General features: G+C 72.2%; 24 protein-coding genes. 12 read left to right on the forward strand and 12 right to left on the reverse strand.

Annotated elements, in window-relative coordinates; all coding sequences use genetic code 11:
• Positions 1 to 77 precede the first annotated feature (77 nt).
• From ACFUPX_RS41595 to ACFUPX_RS41625, 7 genes are all read right to left on the reverse strand, one after another.
• The gene (locus tag ACFUPX_RS41595) at positions 78 to 386 is read right to left on the reverse strand and encodes an SCO5918 family protein (protein WP_383334484.1); all 309 of its coding nucleotides are present in this window, start codon (positions 384 to 386) and stop codon (positions 78 to 80) included.
• Between the two features lie 47 nt (positions 387 to 433).
• Positions 434 to 727, reverse strand: a complete 294-nt coding sequence (locus tag ACFUPX_RS41600) for a CBS domain-containing protein (RefSeq protein WP_383334486.1) — start codon at positions 725 to 727, stop codon at positions 434 to 436.
• Positions 728 to 770: 43 nt separating this feature from the next.
• Positions 771 to 2,336: a DEAD/DEAH box helicase gene (locus ACFUPX_RS41605; protein ID WP_383334488.1), complete on the reverse strand. Its 1,566-nt coding sequence runs from the start codon at positions 2,334 to 2,336 to the stop codon at positions 771 to 773.
• Between the two features lie 301 nt (positions 2,337 to 2,637).
• Positions 2,638 to 2,841 (reverse strand): cold-shock protein, encoded by a 204-nt coding sequence (locus ACFUPX_RS41610; protein WP_361840963.1) that lies wholly within the window; start codon positions 2,839 to 2,841, stop codon positions 2,638 to 2,640.
• A 284-nt stretch (positions 2,842 to 3,125) separates the two neighbouring features.
• Entirely contained in the window at positions 3,126 to 3,554 is a 429-nt protein-coding gene (locus ACFUPX_RS41615) for a DUF3662 domain-containing protein (RefSeq protein ID WP_383334490.1), read from the reverse strand.
• Between the two features lie 75 nt (positions 3,555 to 3,629).
• Positions 3,630 to 4,073 carry a PRC-barrel domain-containing protein gene (locus ACFUPX_RS41620; RefSeq protein WP_383334492.1) on the reverse strand — a complete coding sequence of 148 codons (444 nt, stop codon included), beginning with the start codon at positions 4,071 to 4,073 and terminating at the stop codon, positions 3,630 to 3,632.
• The gene (locus ACFUPX_RS41625) at positions 4,070 to 4,726 is read right to left on the reverse strand and encodes a PRC-barrel domain-containing protein (RefSeq protein WP_383334494.1); all 657 of its coding nucleotides are present in this window, start codon (positions 4,724 to 4,726) and stop codon (positions 4,070 to 4,072) included. The genes ACFUPX_RS41620 and ACFUPX_RS41625 overlap by 4 nt, the downstream gene beginning before the upstream one ends.
• A gap of 319 nt (positions 4,727 to 5,045) precedes the next feature.
• Here ACFUPX_RS41625 and ACFUPX_RS41630 point away from each other — a divergent pair, with 319 nt between their 5' ends.
• Positions 5,046 to 5,939, forward strand: a complete 894-nt coding sequence (locus ACFUPX_RS41630; RefSeq protein ID WP_383334496.1) for an RNA polymerase sigma factor SigF — start codon at positions 5,046 to 5,048, stop codon at positions 5,937 to 5,939.
• Positions 5,940 to 6,028: 89 nt separating this feature from the next.
• Positions 6,029 to 6,424, forward strand: coding sequence for an STAS domain-containing protein (locus tag ACFUPX_RS41635; protein ID WP_383334498.1), 396 nt, complete (start codon positions 6,029 to 6,031; stop codon positions 6,422 to 6,424).
• Between the two features lie 20 nt (positions 6,425 to 6,444).
• Here ACFUPX_RS41635 and ACFUPX_RS41640 read toward each other — a convergent pair whose 3' ends face one another.
• Entirely contained in the window at positions 6,445 to 8,844 is a 2,400-nt protein-coding gene (locus tag ACFUPX_RS41640; RefSeq protein WP_383334500.1) for an ABC transporter permease, read from the reverse strand.
• On the reverse strand, positions 8,841 to 9,533 hold the full coding sequence (locus ACFUPX_RS41645) for an ABC transporter ATP-binding protein (protein WP_383334502.1): 693 nt from the start codon (positions 9,531 to 9,533) through the stop codon (positions 8,841 to 8,843). Before ACFUPX_RS41645 ends, ACFUPX_RS41640 begins: the two co-directional genes overlap by 4 nt.
• A 237-nt stretch (positions 9,534 to 9,770) precedes the next feature.
• Here ACFUPX_RS41645 and ACFUPX_RS41650 point away from each other — a divergent pair, with 237 nt between their 5' ends.
• The gene (locus ACFUPX_RS41650; protein WP_383334504.1) at positions 9,771 to 11,114 is read left to right on the forward strand and encodes a sensor histidine kinase; all 1,344 of its coding nucleotides are present in this window, start codon (positions 9,771 to 9,773) and stop codon (positions 11,112 to 11,114) included.
• Positions 11,111 to 11,800 carry a response regulator gene (locus ACFUPX_RS41655; RefSeq protein ID WP_383334506.1) on the forward strand — a complete coding sequence of 230 codons (690 nt, stop codon included), beginning with the start codon at positions 11,111 to 11,113 and terminating at the stop codon, positions 11,798 to 11,800. The genes ACFUPX_RS41650 and ACFUPX_RS41655 overlap by 4 nt, the downstream gene beginning before the upstream one ends.
• A gap of 1 nt (position 11,801) precedes the next feature.
• On the opposite strand, the gene ACFUPX_RS41660 is transcribed toward ACFUPX_RS41655, so the two are convergent.
• Positions 11,802 to 11,948: a hypothetical protein gene (locus ACFUPX_RS41660; RefSeq protein ID WP_383334508.1), complete on the reverse strand. Its 147-nt coding sequence runs from the start codon at positions 11,946 to 11,948 to the stop codon at positions 11,802 to 11,804.
• Positions 11,949 to 12,231: 283 nt separating this feature from the next.
• Between ACFUPX_RS41660 and ACFUPX_RS41665 the strand changes: the two genes are divergently transcribed.
• The 4 genes from ACFUPX_RS41665 to ACFUPX_RS41680 all read left to right on the forward strand — a co-directional run bounded on the left by ACFUPX_RS41665 (position 12,232) and on the right by ACFUPX_RS41680 (position 15,719).
• Positions 12,232 to 13,740 carry an FUSC family protein gene (locus ACFUPX_RS41665; protein ID WP_383334510.1) on the forward strand — a complete coding sequence of 503 codons (1,509 nt, stop codon included), beginning with the start codon at positions 12,232 to 12,234 and terminating at the stop codon, positions 13,738 to 13,740.
• A 191-nt stretch (positions 13,741 to 13,931) separates the two neighbouring features.
• Complete coding sequence (locus ACFUPX_RS41670) at positions 13,932 to 14,687, forward strand: GAF domain-containing protein (RefSeq protein WP_383334512.1); 756 nt, start codon at positions 13,932 to 13,934, stop codon at positions 14,685 to 14,687.
• On the forward strand, positions 14,659 to 15,051 hold the full coding sequence (locus tag ACFUPX_RS41675; protein ID WP_383334514.1) for a DUF2267 domain-containing protein: 393 nt from the start codon (positions 14,659 to 14,661) through the stop codon (positions 15,049 to 15,051). Before ACFUPX_RS41670 ends, ACFUPX_RS41675 begins: the two co-directional genes overlap by 29 nt.
• Positions 15,052 to 15,143: 92 nt before the next feature.
• A complete protein-coding gene (locus tag ACFUPX_RS41680) occupies positions 15,144 to 15,719 on the forward strand; it encodes a VanZ family protein (protein WP_383334516.1) in 576 nt (191 codons plus the stop codon).
• Positions 15,720 to 15,741: 22 nt separating this feature from the next.
• Here the strand turns inward: ACFUPX_RS41680 and ACFUPX_RS41685 are convergent, their stop codons facing one another.
• Both ACFUPX_RS41685 and ACFUPX_RS41690 read right to left on the reverse strand, forming a co-directional pair.
• The gene (locus ACFUPX_RS41685; protein WP_383334518.1) at positions 15,742 to 16,209 is read right to left on the reverse strand and encodes a DUF6003 family protein; all 468 of its coding nucleotides are present in this window, start codon (positions 16,207 to 16,209) and stop codon (positions 15,742 to 15,744) included.
• 77 nt (positions 16,210 to 16,286) lie between these two features.
• Positions 16,287 to 17,132 (reverse strand): RNA polymerase sigma factor SigF, encoded by an 846-nt coding sequence (locus ACFUPX_RS41690; protein WP_383334520.1) that lies wholly within the window; start codon positions 17,130 to 17,132, stop codon positions 16,287 to 16,289.
• 209 nt (positions 17,133 to 17,341) lie between these two features.
• Between ACFUPX_RS41690 and ACFUPX_RS41695 the strand changes: the two genes are divergently transcribed.
• The 4 genes from ACFUPX_RS41695 (at position 17,342) to ACFUPX_RS41710 (ending at position 20,819) form a co-directional block, all read left to right on the forward strand.
• A complete protein-coding gene (locus tag ACFUPX_RS41695; protein ID WP_383334521.1) occupies positions 17,342 to 17,755 on the forward strand; it encodes an ATP-binding protein in 414 nt (137 codons plus the stop codon).
• 101 nt (positions 17,756 to 17,856) lie between these two features.
• Positions 17,857 to 18,090, forward strand: a complete 234-nt coding sequence (locus tag ACFUPX_RS41700; RefSeq protein ID WP_383334523.1) for an XRE family transcriptional regulator — start codon at positions 17,857 to 17,859, stop codon at positions 18,088 to 18,090.
• 222 nt (positions 18,091 to 18,312) lie between these two features.
• The gene (locus tag ACFUPX_RS41705) at positions 18,313 to 19,638 is read left to right on the forward strand and encodes a nitric oxide synthase oxygenase (RefSeq protein ID WP_383334525.1); all 1,326 of its coding nucleotides are present in this window, start codon (positions 18,313 to 18,315) and stop codon (positions 19,636 to 19,638) included.
• A gap of 125 nt (positions 19,639 to 19,763) precedes the next feature.
• Positions 19,764 to 20,819, forward strand: coding sequence for a lactonase family protein (locus ACFUPX_RS41710; RefSeq protein WP_383334527.1), 1,056 nt, complete (start codon positions 19,764 to 19,766; stop codon positions 20,817 to 20,819).
• The last annotated feature ends 45 nt before the right edge of the window (positions 20,820 to 20,864 follow it).

The following is a 20,864-nucleotide window of genomic DNA, read 5'->3' on the forward strand; positions in this document are numbered from 1 at the left end:
GCCGGCATGTGCCGGCAGGGCCCTCTTCGTGGTCCGGGTGTCGCGTCCCGTGTTTCCCGCGCGCCCCGCGTGTCCCGCTAGACGGGAGTGGAGGCGCCGAGCAGCGCCGACGCCGTCTGGAGCGGGGTGAGGTCGCTCGGGGCGGCGTCCTCGGAGGGGGTGCGGCAGGTGAAGCCCAGTTGCGTCATGGCGCGGGTGACTTCCCCGGCGCTGAAGTCACGACGGTCCTGGCGGGTGATGACCGCCCCCACCTGCTTGATGGGGTAGTGGCGGCGGCCGACGATGACGGAGTCGCCCGTGATGGGCTCGGGCTTGATGCCCTTCATCGCGTCCAGCACCCCACTCTTGGTGAGGTCGAACGGGAAACGGGCGATGACGCAGCGCATGATGCCTCACAGGTGAGGAGAGGGGCCGGTTGAGAGAGGTGGGGCGATCAACGCGTGAGGGCGAGAACGTCCCGTAGGCGGACCTGGTCCGTGTAGGCGGGACCTTCGAGGACGGCGATGAGCTGGGCCCGGGTGATCAGACCCGTGCACTGGTCGTCCTCGTCGCACAGGAACAGATGGCCGGCGCCCGAGCCGGACATGACCGACAGAGCCAGTTCGACGGTCATGTCGTCGCGGACCTGAGGTCCGCTCGCGTCCGTGCCGCCGGCGCGCACGGCGCCGTCGGTCAGCGGGACGTCGGCGGTGTCCGCCGGGCGGGGCTGCGTCTGAACCGGTGTCAAAGGTGTCTCCTACAGGGATGGGTGAGCCTGGTGATCGCGAAGCCTAGGCCGCCGAGCTGGAGGCGGAAGGACCCTGGGCGGCGCGGCGCGGAGCCCGGTCGGTGCGCCGGTCCTGGGCGCTGCGGCTGCGGCGGCCCCGGGAGGAGGCCGCGCTGCCGCGCCGCGGACGCTCGGCCGCCGGCATGGTGATGGTGACCGGGACGCCCGAAGGGGTCTGGGCGCCGGTGATACGGCTCAACTCCTCGTCGCCGGAGCGCACCTGGGCGGTCTGCGGGGTGATGCCCGCGGCGGCCATCAGGCGGCTCATGTCGCGGCGCTGACCCGGCGTCACCAGGGTGACGACGCTGCCGGACTCACCCGCGCGGGCGGTGCGGCCGCCGCGGTGGAGGTAGTCCTTGTGGTCGGTGGGCGGGTCGACGTTCACGACCAGGTCGAGGTTGTCGACGTGGATCCCGCGTGCCGCGACGTTGGTCGCCACGAGCACCGTCACATGGCCGGTCTTGAAGTGGGACAGGGTCCGCGTGCGCTGCGGCTGGGACTTGCCGCCGTGCAGCGCCGCGGCGCGCACGCCACTGTTCAGGAGGTGCTCGGTCAGCTTGTCGACGGCGTGCTTGGTGTCCAGGAACATGATCACCCGGCCCTCGCGCGCCGCGATCTCGGTGGTCGTCTGGTGCTTGTCCGCGCCGTGCACGTGCAGCACGTGGTGTTCCATCGTGGTGACGGCGCCCTTGGACGGGTCGACGGAGTGGACCACCGGGTCGGAGAGGTAGCGACGGACCAGCAGGTCGACGTTGCGGTCGAGGGTGGCGGAGAACAGCATCCGCTGGCCCTCGGGGCGCACCTGGTCGAGCAGCGCGGTGACCTGGGGCATGAAGCCCATGTCGGCCATCTGGTCGGCCTCGTCCAGGACGGTGATGCCGACCTGGTTCAGCCGGCAGTCGCCGCGGTCGATGAGGTCCTTGAGCCGGCCCGGCGTGGCGACGACGACCTCGGCTCCGGAGCGCAGCGCACCGGCCTGCTTGCCGATCGACATGCCGCCGACGACGGTGGTGAGCTTCAGCTTCAGGGCGCGGGCGTACGGCGTGAGCGCGTCGGTCACCTGCTGGGCCAGCTCACGGGTGGGGACGAGGACCAGGGCGAGCGGCTGACGCGGCTCGGCGCGCTGGCCTTCCGTACGGGCGAGCAGCGCCAGACCGAAGGCGAGGGTCTTGCCGGAGCCGGTGCGACCGCGGCCCAGTACGTCACGGCCCGCGAGGGAGTTGGGCAGCGTCGCTCCCTGGATCGGGAACGGCACGCTCATGCCTTCGCGGACGAGCGCGGCGAGCAGCGGTGCGGGCATCTCGAGATCGGCGAACGCCTCGACGGCCGGGAGCGCGGGGGTGACCGTGACCGGCAGGGCGAACTCGCCCTGGGGCGCGGACGGTCGGCGGCCGTAGCCGCCAGAGCGGCTCGGAGCGCCGGAGCGGCCGCCGGACGGAGCGCCGAAGCGGCCACCGCCGCTGCGGCCCGAACCCGAGGCAGAGCCCGAACCGGAGCCGTAGCCCGACCCGGAGCCGTAGCCGCCGGAGCGGGCGCGGGAGGAGCGGTCGTTCGTGCGTGTGCGGTTCATGCGGAACCTTCCTTGATGCGGCACGTACCAAGGAAATTCCGCAGCGATGACGCAGCGCGGAGAATCACGAGAACACGGGCCGGGGGAAATGCGTAAAGCGAATCCGGCCTACTGCAGTGTTCTGCGGGCGGATGCGCGGGAACGATTGACGTTCCGGACAGGGGCACGGCGAACTGAAGGTCGATGACACAGTGTTCGCGCTGAGAATCCGAGAATTCGTGGCCCTGGATGCTGCGGGAAATGCACGAGCTGGGGCCCGCACCCCAAGGTGCGGGCCCCAGCTACGAAGTACGCGTGAGCGTCAGGCGGGAACGATGTTCTCGGCCGTCGGGCCCTTCTGGCCCTGGGCGATGTCGAAGTTCACCTTCTGGCCTTCCTGGAGCTCACGGAAGCCCTGGGCGGCAATGTTCGAGTAGTGGGCGAAGACGTCGGGGCCGCCGCCGTCCTGCTCGATGAAGCCGAAGCCCTTTTCCGAGTTGAACCACTTCACGGTGCCAATAGCCATTTTAAATCTCCTTCGGGGCAGTGCCCGGAGCCGCACTGTGCGGACTCCGTGTCGCCGCGATGATTGCCCCGCCGGAAATGACCGGAAATACAAAAGTGCTCCCACCTGCACAGAAGAGCGGGTGAGGGCACTTGAAGTTTTTTGGGAACCACAACTGCAACTGAGATCGACAGTAGCACGGTGCGGTCGGCCCTGTGTGGTAAAAAATGCCGTTCCAGCCGGTGCGCGAGAAACTCTTAGAGCGCCTCACGCTGATTTCTCTCACGGCCGACACACATATTGGTTCACTCGAAACACAGCGTTTCTGCCGCAGCGGGTCGGCCGGCGGATCGCCCCATGGTGTGTGGCGCGATACGGCCGTGAATCCGGAACCTGCCGACGGCCTCCGCACCGGCCGGGCGCAGGCTGACCGCGACGGGGCCCGCGAACGTGTAGCCCTGCTCGGCGGCGTGCCGGTGCACCTGCGCGGCGAGGTGGCGGCTCAGCTCCGGGCCGGTGGTCGTGAGGCGCCGGTGGCTCTCCGGCGGCAGTTCGATGACGAACGCGTTGGGGACGAGCACGCGCTCGTGTCCGAGAATCAACGCGCTGTCGTCGCACTGCCGTCGAAGGGTGGCGACCACTTCGCCGCGCTGGTGCCGGGTCGGGAGCAGCAGGGTCCACAGGGTCGTCGTCCATCGCTCCATGGTGTGTTCGATGAGGCTTGTGAGTCGCATGGCGCTTCGGGTGCCCGGTGCCCCGGGGCACACACTCCCCCAATGGGGTGACCGGCCGACGGGGAGATTCCCGGATCAGGGCGTGGGCGCGGGCCCTGCGCCGAGGACCAGCGCGTAGGGGCCCAGGCCGACCAGGCGGCTGCCGGGAACCTGCTCGCGCCCGACGTAGAGATCGCCGACGGCGCCGGTGTCCGGGTCGAAGGTGACTTCGGTGAGGGTGCCGATGTCCTCGCCGTACTCGGTGAGGACCCGCTTGCCGATGAGCCGCTTGTGCGCTTTGGAGTGCGAACTGCTCCCGGCGGCCTCGGTGGTGGCGCCGGCGTCGATGATCACCGCGTCCGGGCCCACCCCGCGCACCTCGCTCCACGGCACGCTGTCGCCGCCCTTGGCGTCCCGCAGATACAGCTCCGTGATCCGGCGGGTCCGCGGGTCGATGCCGAGTCCGGCCACCTCCCCGGCGGGGCGCGCGTCCTCGGCGCTGATCACCGGGTGCCCGAGTACCTGACTGAGCAGCATCATCGGTCGTCCCCCTTCAGGAACCCCGTCCCGGATCCCGTCCCGAACCCCGTTCCGGATCCCGTCCCAAGCCCCGTCCCGTCCGCCGCGCGGATCCGCTCCCAGGCGGAGGTCAGCGCGCCGAGGTCGTCCACCGCCTGCTCGGCGAGCCGGGCCGGGAGCACCAACGTGTCCCCGGTCATGGCCAGTTGTCCGTGCGTCGGCACGAAGGCCCGGCGTTCGTGGCGGCCCATCGCCTCGGTGGTGGTGATCTCGAAGCCGGCCACCAGGCCACTGGCGCCGCCTTCGACCACCGCGTCGATGACCGTGCCCAGCTCGAGGCCCGCATCGCTCAACACCCGGGCGCCGCGCACCTGTCCGGTGTCGGCCTCGCCCCGGTCCACCACCGCGTCCCGGGCCTGCAGGACCTCGACGGCAGTGATCATCACCGCGTCGGGTCCCAGCGCGTGGACCCCGGACCAGGGCAGGCTCTGCTTGAGCGGACCGGAGAGCAGCCCGCGGCCCGCCAGCGTGAACCCGGTGATCCGTCCGCCCGCCGCGTCGAAGACGGTGTCCTTGACCTGGGCCACCGCCTCCCCGCCGAGCGTGACCACGGGCCGCTTGGTCAGCCCGGCGGCGAGCATCAGCGTCGTCGGTGTCATCGGCGTCGGCGGCATCGGCGGCATCGTCACTGTGTCCTCCCGCGTCCCGCACGGCGACCCCGACGCACCACGATCGCGCCACCGCCCCGGCGCCGGGCCTGGGTCGCCAGGACCGCACCGCCCAGCAGGAGCAGTGCGACCAGTACCACGGCCAGCCACATCCACCAGATCACAGCCGTCCACCTCCCGTGTCGTCCCGCGGTGGACTCGAGTTCCCCGAAAGCAGACAGTCATACGGAGAGTCAAGTCACGGGAATGTAACGGGAGATGGTGGGTAAGAGCCCGTGCACGGCGCGCTCTCACCCCGAGAGCGCCTTGTGTTCCGGGAGTGACGATGGTGGCCTCGACGCCCAGCAGCCAAGCACCCAGGGTGCCGCTCGCCGAGCGGCATACGGACGGCCCCGACATCGCCGCAGCCGAGCCGACGTTCACCGATCCGCCCCTGGCCGCCGCAGGCGGGCAGCGCACCGCCGATCTCCGCGCCCTCTCCAAGACGCTCTTCACCCGCCTCGACGCGCTGGAGGAAGGCACCCCCGAGCACTCCTACGTACGCAACTCGCTGGTGGAGCTGAACCTCAACCTCGTGCGGTACGCGGCGCATCGGATGCGCCCGCGCGACGAGTCGTACGAAGACGTCGTACAGGTGGGCACGATCGGTCTGATCAAGGCGATCAACCGCTTCGAGCTGGAGCGGGGCGTGGAGTTCCCGACCTTCGCGCTGCCGACCATCATGGGCGAGATCAAACGCTTCTTCCGCGACACCACCTGGGCCGTGCGCGTTCCCCGGCGGCTGCAGGAGCTCCGCCTCGACCTGGTGAAGGCCACCACCGATCTCGAGCAGACCAACGGACACGCCCCGACCACGGCCGAGCTCGCCGCGCACCTGGACCTGGACGAGGCCGAGATCAGCGAGGGCCTCACCGCTGCCAACGGCTACACCACCTCTTCCCTCGACTTTCCGGCCGACGGCGTCGACTCCGACGACACGCTGGCCGACCACGTGGGCTACCGCGACCCGGAGCTGGACAAGGTCGAGGACCTGCACAGCCTCAAGCCGCTCATCGCCGCGCTGCCGGAACGCGACCGCAAGATACTCGCGATGCGATTCGCCGCCGACATGACGCAGAGCGAGATCGGCGCGGAGCTCGGCATCTCCCAGATGCACGTCTCGCGCATCCTCAGCCGGGTGCTCGGACGGCTGCGGGTCAAGCTCCTCGACAAGAGGTAGCGGCGGCCCGCGGGCGGTCGCGAGCGGCGCCGGGCTGTTTCGGGAGAGGCCACTGGGCTGATCTCGGTACGATGGCTCTTGGGGGTGCGATGTCCACTGAGACCCATCGCCTGACCATCACCGAGCTCGCGAGTTGCTCCGACTCCGCGGTGCTTCGGGTCAGCGGCGAGCTCGACCAGTCCTGCGAGGAGTTCTTCCTGCGTACCCTCGGCGCCTCCGTCGAGGCCGGGCACCGGCATCTGGTCCTGGACGTGACGGCGCTGATGTTCTGCGACTCGCGCGGCCTGAACTGCCTGCTCGCCGTCCGCTACCTGCTCGCCCGCCGCGAGGGCAGGCTGCTGCTCGCGGGAGCGGGGCGCCGCCTGTCGGAGATGCTGGCGCTGACCGGCAGCACGGAACTGCTCCCCGCCCACCGCACCGTCGGCCACGCCCTGCTGACCCTCCCGGAGGACGAGCGCCCCCAGTGGCCGCCGAGGGCGCCCTAGCCCGCCCCGCCGCCCGCCCGCTACTCCGTGCGCAGCGCCGTGGCCGTGCGGGCCCTGGCCGCCCAGCCCGCGGGCAGCAGCGCCCCGAGAAGCGCGATGAACACCCCGGCGAGCCCCAGCAGGACCAGCTGCGACGTCTCGTACACGTCGAGGACCGACGGCGGCAGACCCGTGCCCGCGGCGCGCCCCATCACCGGCAGCACGAGGCCGTGCAGGGCGAACCCGGCGGGCACCCCCACGAGCCCGCCGACCACACCGATCCCCGCCACCGACGCGAGGACGAGCCCGACGGTCTGCCGCGGTGACATGCCCAGCGCCTTGCAGACGCCGAGGTCGTGGACGCGCTCCCGGGTGTCGAGGACGACGGAGTTGAGCACGCCGAGGCCCGCCACGCAGACCAGCATCAGGGTGAGCAGCACCGCCATCGCCTTCAGGACGAGAACCGTGCCCTCCTGCTCGGACGGCGTGTTGGCCATGGCGTCGCCGCCCAGCGGCCTGAGCCGCGCGGCGAGCTTCTCGGCGTACGCGGCGGGGGAGACGCCGCTCTCGACCTCGACGAGGAACGTCTGGGGCTCGGCCTTCGGGAAGGCGCCGATGTCCGCGTGCAGGTGCAGGCCGTCGTCCGAGGTGTCGAAGGCCTCGCCGACGATCCGCAGGGTCCGCGCCTGCCCTTCGAGGGTCACCCGCACGGTGTCGCCGATCTCGGTGCCGGTGCTCTCCAGGAAGCGCGAGGACACCACCAGCTGCCCGGCGCCGGTGATCCAGTGCCCGGCGATCATCTCGTAGCTCCCAGACCCGGTGTCGCCCTCGTAGAGGCTGGCCTGGACCGGCCCCGAGATCCCGCCCACGGTGACCTCGGTCTGCGTCAGGCCGTAGTACGAGGCGGTGCCCGCCTGCGCCTCGACAGCGGCCCGCACCTTCGCCGGGTCGGCGGCCGGGGGAGCAGCCCGGCCCCCCTTGGAGCGGGGCTCTCCGGGGCCTTCTCCGGGACGGGGCTCCCCGGGGCCTTCGGGCGGCCCGCTGCTGAACACGGTGACGGCGGCGCGCTCCTCGGGATCCGAGGCGTCGCCGACCGCGCCGAGCGACGCCGTGAGACCCACCGCGAAGGTCGCCGCGACCGTGCCGAAGGCCACCGCGAGCAGCATCGCGACCGTACGGACGGGGTGCGCGAAGGGGCTGGCGAGACCGTAGGTCACCGCACGCGGCAGCGGAAGGCGCCCCGCGGCCCGGTGTGCCCACTGACCGCGCCCCGTGCGCGGCGCCCGGCCCACCGCGATGGCCTCGACCGTCCGCAGCCGCCCGGCCCGCAGCGCGGGGACCAGCGCCGCGACGCCGACGACGAGCAGCGCGGCACCGGGCACCACGATGTCCACCCACCAGGCCACCGAGAGCGAGGCCGTGCCGTACACCTCCTCGGTGTCCTCCAGGAGCGGGACGGCCAGCAGGTTTCCGAGCACGACCCCCAGCGCGATGCCGACGCCCGCCGGGATCAGCGCCTGGGCCACATAGGCGCGCACGACCTCGCCCGGTGTGAAACCGATCGCCTTGAGGATGCCGATCCTGCGCAGGCTCGTGCCGACCGCACCACTGATCACACTGCCGACGATGATCACGGACATCGCGATGCCGAGCACACCGAACGCGATCAGGAACGGGATCGTCGGCGCCGCGCCCTGATCGGCGGCGCGCTTGGTGTCCAGATAGGACTGGGTGCCGAGCAGCGCCCCTGAGGGCACCGCGTCGGCGAGCTTCTTGCGGGCGTCGGCGAGCTGCGCCTTCGTCGCCGCGGAGTCGAAGCGGTAGAGCATCTGGGCCGTGACCGGACCGTCCTTCGACGCCAGCGCCCTGACCTGCGCGGGCGTCGCCCAGGCGCCGGCGGTCCTACTGACCGACACGGCGAGGCCGACGATCTTGAGGGCCTTGGCGCCCGCGGCGTCCGACGCCCTCAGGGTGGAGCCGAGCTCGAAGGCGGGTCCGGCGAAGGACTCGTCGAGCACGATCTCCCCCGGTTTCGCCGCCCACCGGCCGGACTTCAGGTCCAGGTCGTCCACGGCGCCGTGCGCGGTGGAGCGCCCGGCCAGCGTCAGGGTCGGCACCCGGCCGCCGTCCGGTGCCACCGGGCGGATCGTCGTGAGCGGGTAGGGCCCCGCGGTCGCGGTGACGCCGTCCAGCCGTCCGGTGGCCTCGATCCGCGCCGCGCTCGCCCCGGCCGGATCGAACTGGGCGGTGAGGTGCGCGCCGTGCTGCTGCGCGAAGGCGTGGTCGAAGGGGGCGTTCGCGGCGACCATGAGGGACCCGGCGACGACGGCCGAGGCCACGGCCATCATCGTGGCCACGGCGATCACCAGGGTCTGCACCCGGCGCCGGCCCACCCCGGAGCGCACGACGCGGCCCAGCGCTCCGCCGCCGACGCGGCTCATCGCAGCGCCTGCGCAGGGGTGTCGAGGGCGACGTGGCCGTCGACCAGGTGGATCGTGCGGCTCGCGCAGGCCTCCGCGAGCGCCAGGTCGTGCGTGACGAGGACGATCGTCTGCCCGCCGCGGTGCAGTTCCACGAGCAGCTCCCGCACGTCGTGGCCCGACGCGGTGTCCAGGGCGCCGGTCGGCTCGTCGGCGAGGAGCAGCGCGGGGCGGTTGACCAGCGCCCGTGCGACCGCGACGCGCTGGCGTTCACCGCCGGAGAGGCGGCCCGGATAGGCGCGGGCGTGCTTCTGGATGCCGAGGATCTCCATCAGCTCGACGGCGCGGGACGCCGCCTTCTTCCGTGCCGTACCGGTCAGTTGGGCGGGCAGCTGGATGTTGTCGGCGACGGTGAGGTCGTCGAGCAGGTTGAAGAACTGGAAGACCATGCCGACCTGTTCGCGGCGGAAGCGGGCGAGCGCGTGCTCGCTCAGCCGGTCGATGCGCCGCCCCGCCACCGTGACCGTGCCGTCCGTCGGCTTGTCCAGGCCCGCGACGAGATTGAGGAGCGTGGACTTGCCGCTGCCGGACGGTCCTGTCACCGCGAGGGCCTCACCCCGGGCGACGCTCAGGTCGAGCGGTCCCAGCGCGGGCGCGCCCGCGCTGTCGTAGCGCTTGGCCACGTCCTTCAGTTCGATCACGTGAGTCATGGCAGGTGTCCGTCCTCGCGGTCGGTGGCTCATGGTCGGTGGCTCGTGCGGTGGCCGGCCCGGCTCAGCGAACTTAGGAGCGCAGGGCTTCGGGGCGCGTCGGCCGCGGCGCCGACATCCGGTGCTCCGCGCGAAGGACCCTGCCGCGGGGTCCTCACAGCGACGTACTCCCGCGGGACGGCACCTTCGCCGCGCAGGCTGATGCGGACCGGAGCGGGCGGGTCGCACAATGTGCCGGTGGACACGGGAGAGCGGCGTGGACGGCGTCAGCAACTGCGCGACGCGTTCCGGCCGGAGGAGCGGCCCGCCCCGCTCTCGCGCCGGGCGGTGCGGATCGATGCGGCCCTCGCGGTGCTGCTCATGGTCATCGCCCTGATCGTGGCGGCGCGTTACCCCACCAGCGGGCCCGCCACGATCGGGCAGGACGTCTCGTCAGGTCCTCCCGGGCCGCCTGCGGCGCCCGAGCCGCCGCCTCCGGGGCCCGGGGTCCGGATCCACGAGGAGCAGTACGCGGCGCCCTGGATGCTCGTCGCCCTCTCGGCGCTGCCGCTCGCGGTCCGGCGCCGGTATCCGCTGTCCGCGTTCGCGGCGGTCCTGGGCGTGGCGCTGGTCATCGGCGAGGACAGGACCTCCTGGATCAACGTGCTGACCTGCGTCATCGGTGCCTACAGCGCCGTCATGTACAGCCGCTACCGGATGCGGGCGATGCTGGTGCTGCTCATCGCCGCGGTCCTGGCGGGCATCGGCTTCCGGGACACGGAACCCGTCCTGCCCGGCTGGTCGAGCCCGGCGGTCGTCCTCCTGGTGGCGGGGGTACTGGCGGGCCTCGTCCGGCTCTGGCAGCGGCAGTTGACGGCGAGCAAGGACCGGTACGCGAAGCTGGAGCTGGCGCAGTCGCAGGCCATGCGCCGCGCGGTGGACGAGGAGAGAAACCGCATCGCCGCAGAACTGCACGACGTGGTGACCCACAATGTGAGCGTGATGGTCATCCAGGCGGGCGCGGCACGCAAGGTGATGGACGCGGCACCGGAACGCTCGAAGGAGGCGCTCCTCGCGGTCGAGGCCGGAGGCCGGGCCGCGATGGCCGAACTGCGCCATGTGATGGGCCTGTTGGCTGCCCCGGACACCGGCAGACCCGACAGCCCGGCGGACGGTCTGGAACCCCAGCCGGGTCTCGGACAGCTCGACGCCCTGATCGAACGCGTGCGTGCCGCGGGGACACCGGTCGCCGTCACCGTGGACCTGCCACCCGATCCGCTGTCACCCGGCCTGCACCTAGCGGCCTACCGCGTCGTCCAGGAAGCCCTGACCAACACGATCAAACACGCGCCCGGCGCCGAAGCCGCCGTCACCATCGGCTGGACCGAAGGCCACCTGGAGATCGAGGTCATCGACACCGGAGGCGCGCGGGAGGCCCCGCCGGGCACAGCGTCGCCGGACACCCCGGCGACGGGCGGCAACGGCCGCGGTCTCATCGGTCTGCGCGAGCGCCTCGCGGTCTACGGCGGCGAACTCACCGCCGGGCCGACCCTCACGGGCGGCTACCGCATCGCGGCCCGAATACCCTGGAGCACGGCATGAGTTGGCCCCCGCTGCGTATCGTCATCGCCGACGACCAAGCCCTCGTACGCACCGGTTTCGGGATGATCCTGGCCGCTGACGGCATCGAGGTGACGGCCGAGGCGGCCGACGGGGCAGAGGCGGTCGCCGCCGTCCGGCGCACGCGGCCCGACGTCGTACTCATGGACATCAGGATGCCGCTGATGGACGGCATCGAAGCCACTCGGCGCATCCTGGGCGGCGAAGGCCCGCACGCGACGCGGGTCATCATCCTCACCACGTACGACCTCGATCATTACGTCTACGCGGCGCTCACCGCGGGCGCCAGCGGCTTCCTGCTCAAGGACGTCACCCCCGAACACCTGGTGGCCGCCGTACGCCTGGTGCAGTCCGGGGACGCCCTGCTCGCGCCGACGATCACCCGCCGCCTCATCGAACGCTTCGCCACCCAGGAGGAGAGCGAACCCGCCACCCTCCACCGCGATCTCTCCGGCCTGACGCCCCGCGAGCTCGAGGTGCTGCGCCTGCTCGCGACGGGCCTCAGCAACGCCGAGCTCGCCGACCGCCTGTTCCTCAGTCCCACCACGGTCAAGACGCACATCGGTCGCATCCTGTCCAAACTGGACCTTCGCGACCGCGTCCAGGCCGTCGTGCTCGCCTACGAGAGCGGCCTCATCTCACCCGGCGGCCGGGGCGAGGGCGCCTGACTCAGCGGCGCCCCCGGATGCTGCGGAACAGCCGCTTGGCCTGGGCCCGGTTCCTGGGGTCGGCCGAAGCCCGGCGGGCCTGGCTGATCGCGCGCTGCCCCTGCGGGCTCCGGACGAACTGCTTGATGCGACTGATGATTCCGGCCATGCCGACTCCTAAGACGAGAGAACCGACAGCGTACGACGGGGTGTTCGCGCGGCCCGCCGGTGTGCGGCCTCTGTCAGGGCCACCGGCGGCAGGAATGGTCCGTTGGCCCCCGTGTGGCACGGCGTGACGGTGTGAGAATGGGCCAATGGCACAGTGAAACTGGTACGGGTTGAGCCAGCAGGGCTTCGGATGGTGTGATGTGGCTGTCGATGGCGCCGCGGATTCCCGTGGCGCCTTTTGCATGGGGACAGGTCGAGCTGGACGCGAAAGGGGCGGGGAAGCCGTGCTGAAGAGGGTGTTCGTGGCGCCGGATCCGGGGCGGGTGCGGTTGCGGTTCGCCGTGCGGGCCGTCATCGGCATCGCGCTGGCGGTGTCCGTGTGCGGTCTGGCCGGGCACTCGCTCGTCGCGGCGATCACCGGTGGGCTGGCCGCGCTGCTCGCCCTCTTCACCGTGGGCGACGCGACCGTGAAGGGGCAGGCCCTCACCACGGCTCTGCTGTCCGTGGTCGGGTTCCCCGTGCTGGCTCTCGCGGCGGTGCTGCACGACGTACCGGTGGCGCGGGACGTCGCCTTCCTCGCCGTGCTGGGCGCGGGCGTGTACGCGCGGCGGTGGGGGCCGCGCGGGCACTCGCTCGGGGTGTTCGCGTTCATGATGTTCTTCGCGACCCAGTTCCTGCACACGGTGCCGGGGCAGCTGCCCGAGCTGTTCGCCGCCGTCCTGCTCTCGCTGTGCGCCTCGTCCGCCGTCCGGTTCGGGCTGTGGTGCTACGAGCGCCGCCTGCCGCCCGCCGTCGTGCCCGCGGTGCCCGGGGGCAGGGGCCTCGCCAGGACGACCACCCGGCAGGCGGTCCAGGCGACGCTCGGCGGCGCCTTCGCGCTCGCCGCGGGGCAGGTGCTCTCCCACGAGCGGTGGTACTGGGCCGTCGGCGCGACCTGGTGGGTGTTCGTGAACACCGCGTCGAGCGGCGAGACGCTGGTGCGCAGCTTCCGGCGGGTGCTCGGCACGGTCATCGGCATCGGCGCCGGCTTCGTCCTCGCCGTCCCGCTGCACGGTGCGCCGGTGCCCTCGGCGCTCATCGTCGCCGTCAGCATCTTCGGGATCTTCTACACGGCCGCCGTCTCCTACACCTGGATGATGCTCGCGGTCACCGTCATGGCCGGGGTGCTCTACGGGCTGCTCGGCGTGCTCAACCCGGGGCTGCTCGCGCTGCGCGTCGCGGAGACCGGCGTGGGGGCGCTGGGCGCCGTCCTCGCCGTACTCCTCGTGCTGCCCGTCACCACACACGCCACGACGCACGCCTGGATCGAGCGCGCCCTGCGGTGCGTGCACGCCTGCGCCGAGGAGGCCGCGGCCCGGCTCGCCGGTTCCGAGCACGCCGACCCCGCGCCGCGCGTCGCCGAGCTGGAGCAGCTCCTGGGCAGGGTGCGGTTCTCGCTCGCCCCGCTCGTGCACCCGTTCAGTCCGCTGCGGGCCCGCAAGGAACGCGCCCGGCAGGTGCTCGCGCTGCTCGACGCCTGCGCCCACGAGGTGCGCGGGCTCGCCTCGATCGCCGCGGACCCCGAGGCCTCGCACGACGACAGGCTCGCCGCGGCCTGCTGGCGCGTGGAGGCCGCCGTGGAGGCGCTCACCGCTCCGCAGGCTCCGGGCGGACCTGCCGCCGACGCCCTTCCCCTGCCGCACCCCTCCGCCGTCGAGCCCGTGCTGGCCCATCTGCACGGCCTGGAGAAGGCACTGGTCGAACTGGCCGTGCCGCTGCGCAGCCCGACTCGTACGCCCCTGATCGGGGCCTGAGCAGGCATCATCCCCTCGGTCGCCCGAAGTCGGACCGGTCACATCAATCGACGACTCCGGCCGATGAGACATGAGTGGCCCCTCACGTGGTAGACGAACTTCCGCTCCTTCGGACGCCGGGCCAAGCCGTGCGCCTCCGCCCGGAGGCGCACGGCGGACCGTGAGGCGCGCGACTGAGAGGGATGCTGACCATGCAGGAGGAATCACCGTCGATCGTGCATGACGTGTCGATCGCGGCAGCGGTCGGACGACACGCGCTGCCGAACCGGCTCTGCACCGCCTTCACGGAGTCCCTCGGCGCCCAGCGGGCCGCCCTGTCCTGGCTGCCACGGCTCGAGGACTGGCAGCTGCTGCACGCCACCGACGAACCCGCCCTCCAGGCCGAGGCCGCGCAGTTCACCCGCGCGGAAGGCCCCTCGGTCAGCGCGGCGCTCGGGATGCGGCCCGTGTTCGTGCCGGACCTGCGCGACTACCCGTGCCGCACCGGACCGCCCCTGTCGGAGGAACTGCCCGACACCCGGCGAGTCCTCGCGCTCCCCCTGCACTCCCGCCACACCCCGGTCGGCGTGCTGTGTCTCTACTACACCGAGCACACCGACGTGACCTCCACCCACATCGCGCACGCGCAGCGCGCCGTCGGGCTCGCCCTCGAAGCACTGCTGCGCTGGCGGCCCGTGCACGCGGGCACCGGCTGCCGACGCCCCGTGTGGACCACCAGCACCCGCGCGGCGCGCTGGGAACGCATCCACCAGGCGGCCGACTACGTAGCCGCCCGCCAGGACAGCGCCGTCGCCGAGGGGTTGGCGTGGCTCCAGGGGGTGAGCGCCCGTGACGGACTCTCGCTGCTCGACGTCGCCGACACCGTCCTGCAGCCCTCCCGCGCTCAGCACGCCGACGCGCCCGAAGGGAGGAACGGTCATGAACGAGCCCGTGGAAGTGCTGCTTGACCGAGTCCAGGACCGTGGAGGCTACAGGGAGCGCCGAGCGGCCGCCGGCGCCGTGCAGAGCGTCCTGGAGGTCCTGGGCGCGCACCTGGTGGGGGACGACCGCACGGATCTCGCCCGACTGCTGCCCCGGCAGTACGGCCCCCTGCTCACCGAGGGAGCCCCGGCCGGCGAACCCCTGACGCCCGCGGCCTTCATCGACGCGGTGGGCGCACACGTCGACGTCGACGCGGGCCAGGCCCGCCGCGCCGTCACCGCGGTGCTCGCCACGCTCGCCGAAGTCACCGACGACGCACTGCTGCGCCGCATCCTCACGCAGCTTCCACCGGGGCACGCCGGTCTTTTCGGTCGTACGGACCCCACATGAGCCCCGCGCACCGCATGCAGTCGCGCCGAACGGGCAATCGAAAGCGCAGACAGAACACCCCCTAGAGGGAATCCCCTGAGTGGAGGCTCGTGATGGCACGGACAGTTCCGCAGGGCAAGACCGTGAAGGGCAAGGCCCTGAAGGGGACGGAGAGCCGCAGCGCTCCCGGTGCGCCCCCGCTCTCCAGGTGGGCGCGCGGCGTGGCCATGCTCCTCGCCTTCGCGGGGACGGTGGCCTTCGCCGTGCTCCTCGCCCGGCTGACGCTGGAGCCCTCGGCCGCCTCCGAATCCCTGACGCACAGCAATCTGCGCCCCGGCGACTCGATCCGTGACTATCTCGCACAGCCCGCGTTCCGCGACACCGTCAAACAGCTCGGCGGCAACATCGTCCTCGGCCTGCCGTTCGGCATGCTGCTGCCGGTGCTCGTGCCCCGCGCCCGGGGTCTCCTGCGCGTCATCGCCGTCACGGCACTGGTGATGCTGCTGGTGGAGCTCGCCCAGGGGTTCCTCGTCACCGGCCGGGCCTTCGACGTCGACGACGTCCTGCTCAACACGTCCGGCGCCGTGCTCGGTTACCTGCTGATCGGCCGCAGGCTGGGCCGTGCGGTGCATCCCCGCCGCCGGCACTGGTGGCACCGCTTCTCCAAGCGGCCCACCGCCGTCGGCTGACCACACGGCACGGGCCCGCGGGTCAGGCGTCAGTGGTGCGCACGGTCAGGTGGCCGATGGCCTGCGGGTCGAGGCCGGTGAGGCGGGCGATGCGCGGCGCGGGGACTCCCGCGGCCAGCGCCCTGTGGACCAGGGCCTCCCAGTCCTGGGTCGTCTCCCGGTATTGAAGGAGTTCGCCCTCCACGTCCGTGACGGACTGGGGCGCGCACTCCTGCTGGACCCGCAGCGCCTCCTCCTCGCTCAACGGCACGAGCAGGCGCTCGGCACCCTCGGGGATGAACGCCTGCGCCTCTGCGGGCAGGATCCTGACCAGTTCGGACGAGGCCGCCACGTCGTGCGCCTGTAGCCAGCCGTGGACCGCGGGGGTCTCCGTGCACTGGAGGGCGCCGACGGCGGCCAGCGCCGTACCGAGGCGGGGGTGCTGGTCGGGAAGGAGGAAGAGGTAAGCGTCGTCGGCCATCGCGGGGAAATCGCCTTCTCGGTCGGACATCAGCGGCGCAGTGATGTTAGCGCCAAGAGAGCGGCCGGACCCGGGCTTTCCTTCCTGGTCCCCCTGCCGGGGTGCTCTCAGCGGGTGGTGAGCATCCCGGCGCGCAGGCGGGCCAGGGTCCGGGTCAGGAGACGCGAGACGTGCATCTGGGAGACGCCGAGGCATTCGCCGATCTGCGACTGGGTGAGCTCGTCGACGAACCGCAGACGCAGGATCTGCCGGTCGCGGTCACTGAGTTGGGCGAGCAGCGGGGCCAGGGCGTGGAAGTCCTCCACGAGCTCCATGGCGGGGTCCTCCGCGCCGATGAAGTCGGCCAGGGCCGCCTCGCTGTCGTCGCGGTCGCCGTGGACGGTGGCGTCCAGGGAGGTGGAGTTGTAGCCGTTGGAGGCCGTGCGGGCCTCGATGACCTCGTCCTCGGTGAGGTCCATCAGCTCGGCCAGCTCGCTGACCTTGGGGGAGCGGCCCAGACGGGTGCTGAGCTCGTCGGTGGCCTTGGCGAGTTCGACGCGGGCCTCCTGGAGGCGGCGCGGAACATGGACGGCCCAGGAGGTGTCGCGGAAGAACCGCTTGATCTCACCGACGATGTACGGCACGGCGAACGTGGCGAACTGGACCTCGCGGGAGAGCTCGAAGCGGTCGATGGCCTTGATCAGGCCGATCGTGCCGACCTGGACGATGTCCTCCATGTCGTTGCTGCGGTGACGGAATCGCCCGGCCGCGTACCGGACCAGCGACATGTTCATCTCGACGAGGGTGTTGCGGGCGTACTGGTGCTCGGCGGTGCCCTCTTCGAGCTCGGCGAGCTTGGTGAAGAACAGCTTCGACAAGTCGCGGGCGTCCTTGGGCCCGACCCCCTGAGGGGAGGCGATCTCCGGCAGTTCCGCGATGCCGGTGTCCGTGGATGTCCCGGTGGCCGTTGTCATGATTGCCTTCCCTGTCCGCACCGGCCCTCCGTCGTCCCCCCGGCCGGTGAGGCGCACGTACCCAGTCGCTGGAGCTTCATGCGCCCCACTGTGCAACAAGATCCGTTATGTGTCGTGGTGTTACAGGTGGCGCATTGCCGGGCAAGTGTGCATCTCGGACAGCGGCCACCCATAATCCGGACAGCGGCCACCCCGTACGAGGAGGGCTCATGAAGACGCACGGGATGCGACTGGACACCGGACCGTTCGAGCAGACGGTCTTCGACAAGCGACCGGAAGCCGTCGCCGACGCGCGGGACTTCGCCCGCGCCTTCATGGCGGGGCTGCACCCTGCCGTGGGCACGCAGGACGCCGCGAGCATCGAACTCGCGGTCTCCGAACTGGTCACCAACGCCGTACGGCACGCACACGGGACGTCGTGCTCCCTGCAGCTGCACGCGCAGCCGGACGGCATCGCCGTGGTGGTCGGCGACGCCGATCCGCGTCCGCCGCGGGAGCGGGCCCCCGACCTGGCCGGTGGTACCGGCGGGTTCGGCTGGCCCATGGTCAAGCACATGGCCAAGGCGGTCAGCGTGACCTGCGGGCCGAACGGCAAGACCATCCGGGCCGTCCTGCCCCGATGAAGGCCGCCCGCCGTGCGGTGCGCGCCGGGCGGTGAGGCGCGGCTCGGGGCATGGCACCGGGCGCGGGGCATGAGAGTGTGCTTCTCGGGCAGGAGAGGTCAATGGACGACCTGTCTCAGCTACTCCAACAGACCATGCGCCGCCGCCATCTGACGCCGCAGGCGATCGCGGACAAGACCGGGATCCGCACCCCGCGCATCCGGGCCTTCGCCGAGGACGGCGCCGAGGGGCCCGTCCGCCCCACGGACGAGGAACTGGCGGAACTGGCCGGCGCGCTCGCACTCCCCGCCATCAAGGACGCCACGCCGCCCACGACCGCGGCGACTTCTCCTTGACCGCCTCTCCCGCCCCCTGACCGACCGCCTCTCCCTGACCCGGGAACCCCACGCCGACCTGTTGCGCACGGCCACGGTGTGGACGACTCGCCCGCTTCTGAGGCACGTTCACCGGGCACCCACAGGGTGGATCACCCTGTGTGAGGGGTAACTCCGCGGCTAACAGACGTGCGGGCCGCGCGGGAGCGGTCCGTGCCCCCGAGCCGCCCCAGGGGACGCACCATGCGGAATTTCCTGCGCAGGGCCGGATACGGAGCTTCTGCGGACCGCGGCACGCGCAGTGCCGACATCACGGCCGACGTCCCGGCCGACCTCCATCAGCGTGCCGCCGACACGGGTTGCCCGGAGCGGGCCGCGGGCCACGGGGAAGCCGCACGGCCGTCGGCGCCGCACCCCGCGGACGTGCCGCTGGCGGGGCCCGCCCTGCGCCGCGCCGCCGCCGAGTTCATCCGCCTCCACCACGGCGAGGCCCACCGCGGCGACCCCGCACCACGGATCGCCCAGGTGTGCACGGAGATCGCGGCGACGGGAACGTACCGCCACACCCACGACGAGCTCGTCTTCGGCGCCCGGCTCGCCTGGCGCAACGCGGCGCGCTGCATCGGACGCCTCTACTGGCGCTCCCTGCGGGTCGTGGACCGCAGGGAGCTGACGGCCGCCGGGGACGTGGCCGCCGCGTCGGCGGACCATCTGCGGGAGGCCGTCAGCGACGGGCGCCGGATCAGGCCCCTCATCACCGTCTTCGCCCCCGACGCGCCGGGCCGTCCGGGGCCCCGCATCTGGAACGAGCAGCTCATCCGGTACGCCGGGTACCCGCGCCCCGGCGGAGGCGTCGTCGGAGACCCGCGCAACGTCGGCCTCACCGCGTTCGCGCGCGGCCTCGGCTGGCCGGGCGGCCGGGGCAGCCCCTTCGACGTACTGCCCCTGGTGATCCAGGGCGCCGACGAGGTGCCCCACTGGTTCCGGCTGCCGTCCGACGCCGTGCTCGAAGTCCCGATCCAGCACCCCGACCACGCCTGGTGGGCCGACCTCGACCTGCGGTGGCACGCCGTGCCCGCGCTGGCCTGCATGTGCCTGGAGATCGGGGGTGTCTGCTACCCGGCGGCGCCCTTCAACGGCTGGTACATGGGCACCGAGATCGGCGCCCGCAACCTCGCCGACAGCGACCGCTACGACCTGCTGCCGCGCGTCGCCGAACGGCTCGGGCTCGACACGGCGAGCGACCGTTCCCTTTGGAAGGACCGCGCCCTCGTCGAGCTCAACCGGGCGGTGCTGCACTCCTTCGACCTGGCCGGCGTCACCATGTCCGACCACCACACCGAGTCCCGGCGCTTCCTGACCCACCTGGGCCGCGAGGAGAGCAAGGGCCGAGCGGTCGGCGCCGACTGGTCCTGGATAGTGCCGCCCTTGTCCGGCAGCACGACACCGGTCTTCCACCGCACGTACGACACGGTGGAGCGCCACCCCGCTTACGTCCACCATCCCGAGGCCCTCGCCAGGACGCGCGGCGAGTGCGGCGACGCGGAGGCGCTGGACGCCTCGGTCTAGGGCGGGTCCCTGCCGGGGGTCCATGACGCCCCCGTCCGCAGCGCCTTGGTCTAGACCGCCTGCTAGCGTCTGGCGCACGAGCGGCCTCGGGACCCGGCGCTCGGTCGAGTCGAGAGGGGAACGCAGTGGGCGGCAGGTACGGGAGCGGTCAGCGGGCGTACATCGGATCCTTCACCGCGGCGGGCGGGAGCGGGATCCTTACGGCGGCCGTTGACGCGGACAGCGGTGCGCTCACCGTTCTCGGTGCCACGGACACGGTCGCCGACCCCTCCTACCTCGCCCTTTCGGCCGCGGGCGACATGCTCTACGCCGTCAGTGAGACGACCGACGGAGCCGTCGCCGCCTACCGCCTGAGCGGCGACAAGGCCGAGCAGGCCGGCACGCCGGTGGCGGTCGGCGGGGCCGCGCCCACCCATCTGGCGCTGCACGCCGGGCACGTCCTGACCGCCAACTACGGCTCCGGCAGCGTCACCGCCCTGCCCGTGCGCTCCGACGGCAGCCTCGCCGCCGCACCCTCCGGCGTCCTCGCGCACACCGGCTCCGGGCCCCACCCGCAGCGCCAGCAGAGGCCGCACGCCCACCAGGTCCTGCCCGACCCGAGCGGCCGCTGGCTGGTCAGCGTCGACCTCGGCACCGACTCCGTACGCGTCTGCGAGCTCACGGCGGCGGGCGAGCCGACCCTCCACCGCGAGGTGGCGCTGCGGCCGGGATCGGGCCCGCGGCACCTCGTGTTCCACCCGCGCGGCGATCGCGCGTACGTCCTGAACGAGCTCGCCCCCACCGTCACGATCTGCGCCTGGGACGCCGCCGATGGGGCCCTCAAGCCGCTCGGCGAGGCGGCCGTCCTGCCGGGCCCCACGGACGGTGACGGCGAGGCCTTCCCCTCGGAGGTCGTCATCGCCCCCGACGGCCGCTTCCTGTGGACCGCCACCCGCGGCCAGGACGTCATCTCGGTGCTCGCGCTCGACGGGGCGGGGGACAGGCCGCGCCTCACCGCCACCGTCCCCTGCGGCGGTCACTGGCCGCGTGACCTGGCCATCGACCCGTCGGGGCGGTTCCTGTACGCGGCCAACGAGCGCTCCGGCGACGTGACCTGGTTCGCCCTGGACCCGGAGACGGGCATCCCGCGGCGCGCGGGGTCGGTGGAGGCCCCTGCCGCTTCCTGCGTGATCTTCGGCTGAGCCGCTCCCCGCGTACGCCGATGGGCCCGCCCCCTGCATCAGGGG

The sequence above is a fragment of the Streptomyces sp. NPDC057302 genome (genome assembly GCF_042667685.1).
Taxonomy (GTDB): domain Bacteria; phylum Actinomycetota; class Actinomycetes; order Streptomycetales; family Streptomycetaceae; genus Streptomyces.

Excerpts from the sequence above, each read along its gene's own strand:
- ACFUPX_RS41595 (WP_383334484.1), bottom strand. The coding sequence starts at position 386 with ATGCGCTGCGTCATCGCCCGTTTCCCGTTCGACCTCACCAAGAGTGGG.
- ACFUPX_RS41605 (WP_383334488.1), bottom strand. The coding sequence starts at position 2,336 with ATGAACCGCACACGCACGAACGACCGCTCCTCCCGCGCCCGCTCCGGC.
- ACFUPX_RS41610 (WP_361840963.1), bottom strand. The coding sequence starts at position 2,841 with ATGGCTATTGGCACCGTGAAGTGGTTCAACTCGGAAAAGGGCTTCGGC.
- ACFUPX_RS41615 (WP_383334490.1), bottom strand. The coding sequence starts at position 3,554 with ATGCGACTCACAAGCCTCATCGAACACACCATGGAGCGATGGACGACG.
- ACFUPX_RS41620 (WP_383334492.1), bottom strand. The coding sequence starts at position 4,073 with ATGATGCTGCTCAGTCAGGTACTCGGGCACCCGGTGATCAGCGCCGAG.
- ACFUPX_RS41625 (WP_383334494.1), bottom strand. The coding sequence starts at position 4,726 with ATGCCGCCGACGCCGATGACACCGACGACGCTGATGCTCGCCGCCGGG.
- ACFUPX_RS41630 (WP_383334496.1), top strand. The coding sequence starts at position 5,046 with ATGGTGGCCTCGACGCCCAGCAGCCAAGCACCCAGGGTGCCGCTCGCC.
- ACFUPX_RS41635 (WP_383334498.1), top strand. The coding sequence starts at position 6,029 with ATGTCCACTGAGACCCATCGCCTGACCATCACCGAGCTCGCGAGTTGC.
- ACFUPX_RS41640 (WP_383334500.1), bottom strand. The coding sequence starts at position 8,844 with ATGAGCCGCGTCGGCGGCGGAGCGCTGGGCCGCGTCGTGCGCTCCGGG.
- ACFUPX_RS41645 (WP_383334502.1), bottom strand. The coding sequence starts at position 9,533 with ATGACTCACGTGATCGAACTGAAGGACGTGGCCAAGCGCTACGACAGC.
- ACFUPX_RS41655 (WP_383334506.1), top strand. The coding sequence starts at position 11,111 with ATGAGTTGGCCCCCGCTGCGTATCGTCATCGCCGACGACCAAGCCCTC.
- ACFUPX_RS41660 (WP_383334508.1), bottom strand. The coding sequence starts at position 11,948 with ATGGCCGGAATCATCAGTCGCATCAAGCAGTTCGTCCGGAGCCCGCAG.
- ACFUPX_RS41670 (WP_383334512.1), top strand. The coding sequence starts at position 13,932 with ATGCAGGAGGAATCACCGTCGATCGTGCATGACGTGTCGATCGCGGCA.
- ACFUPX_RS41675 (WP_383334514.1), top strand. The coding sequence starts at position 14,659 with ATGAACGAGCCCGTGGAAGTGCTGCTTGACCGAGTCCAGGACCGTGGA.
- ACFUPX_RS41680 (WP_383334516.1), top strand. The coding sequence starts at position 15,144 with ATGGCACGGACAGTTCCGCAGGGCAAGACCGTGAAGGGCAAGGCCCTG.
- ACFUPX_RS41685 (WP_383334518.1), bottom strand. The coding sequence starts at position 16,209 with ATGTCCGACCGAGAAGGCGATTTCCCCGCGATGGCCGACGACGCTTAC.
- ACFUPX_RS41690 (WP_383334520.1), bottom strand. The coding sequence starts at position 17,132 with ATGACAACGGCCACCGGGACATCCACGGACACCGGCATCGCGGAACTG.
- ACFUPX_RS41695 (WP_383334521.1), top strand. The coding sequence starts at position 17,342 with ATGAAGACGCACGGGATGCGACTGGACACCGGACCGTTCGAGCAGACG.
- ACFUPX_RS41700 (WP_383334523.1), top strand. The coding sequence starts at position 17,857 with ATGGACGACCTGTCTCAGCTACTCCAACAGACCATGCGCCGCCGCCAT.
- ACFUPX_RS41705 (WP_383334525.1), top strand. The coding sequence starts at position 18,313 with ATGCGGAATTTCCTGCGCAGGGCCGGATACGGAGCTTCTGCGGACCGC.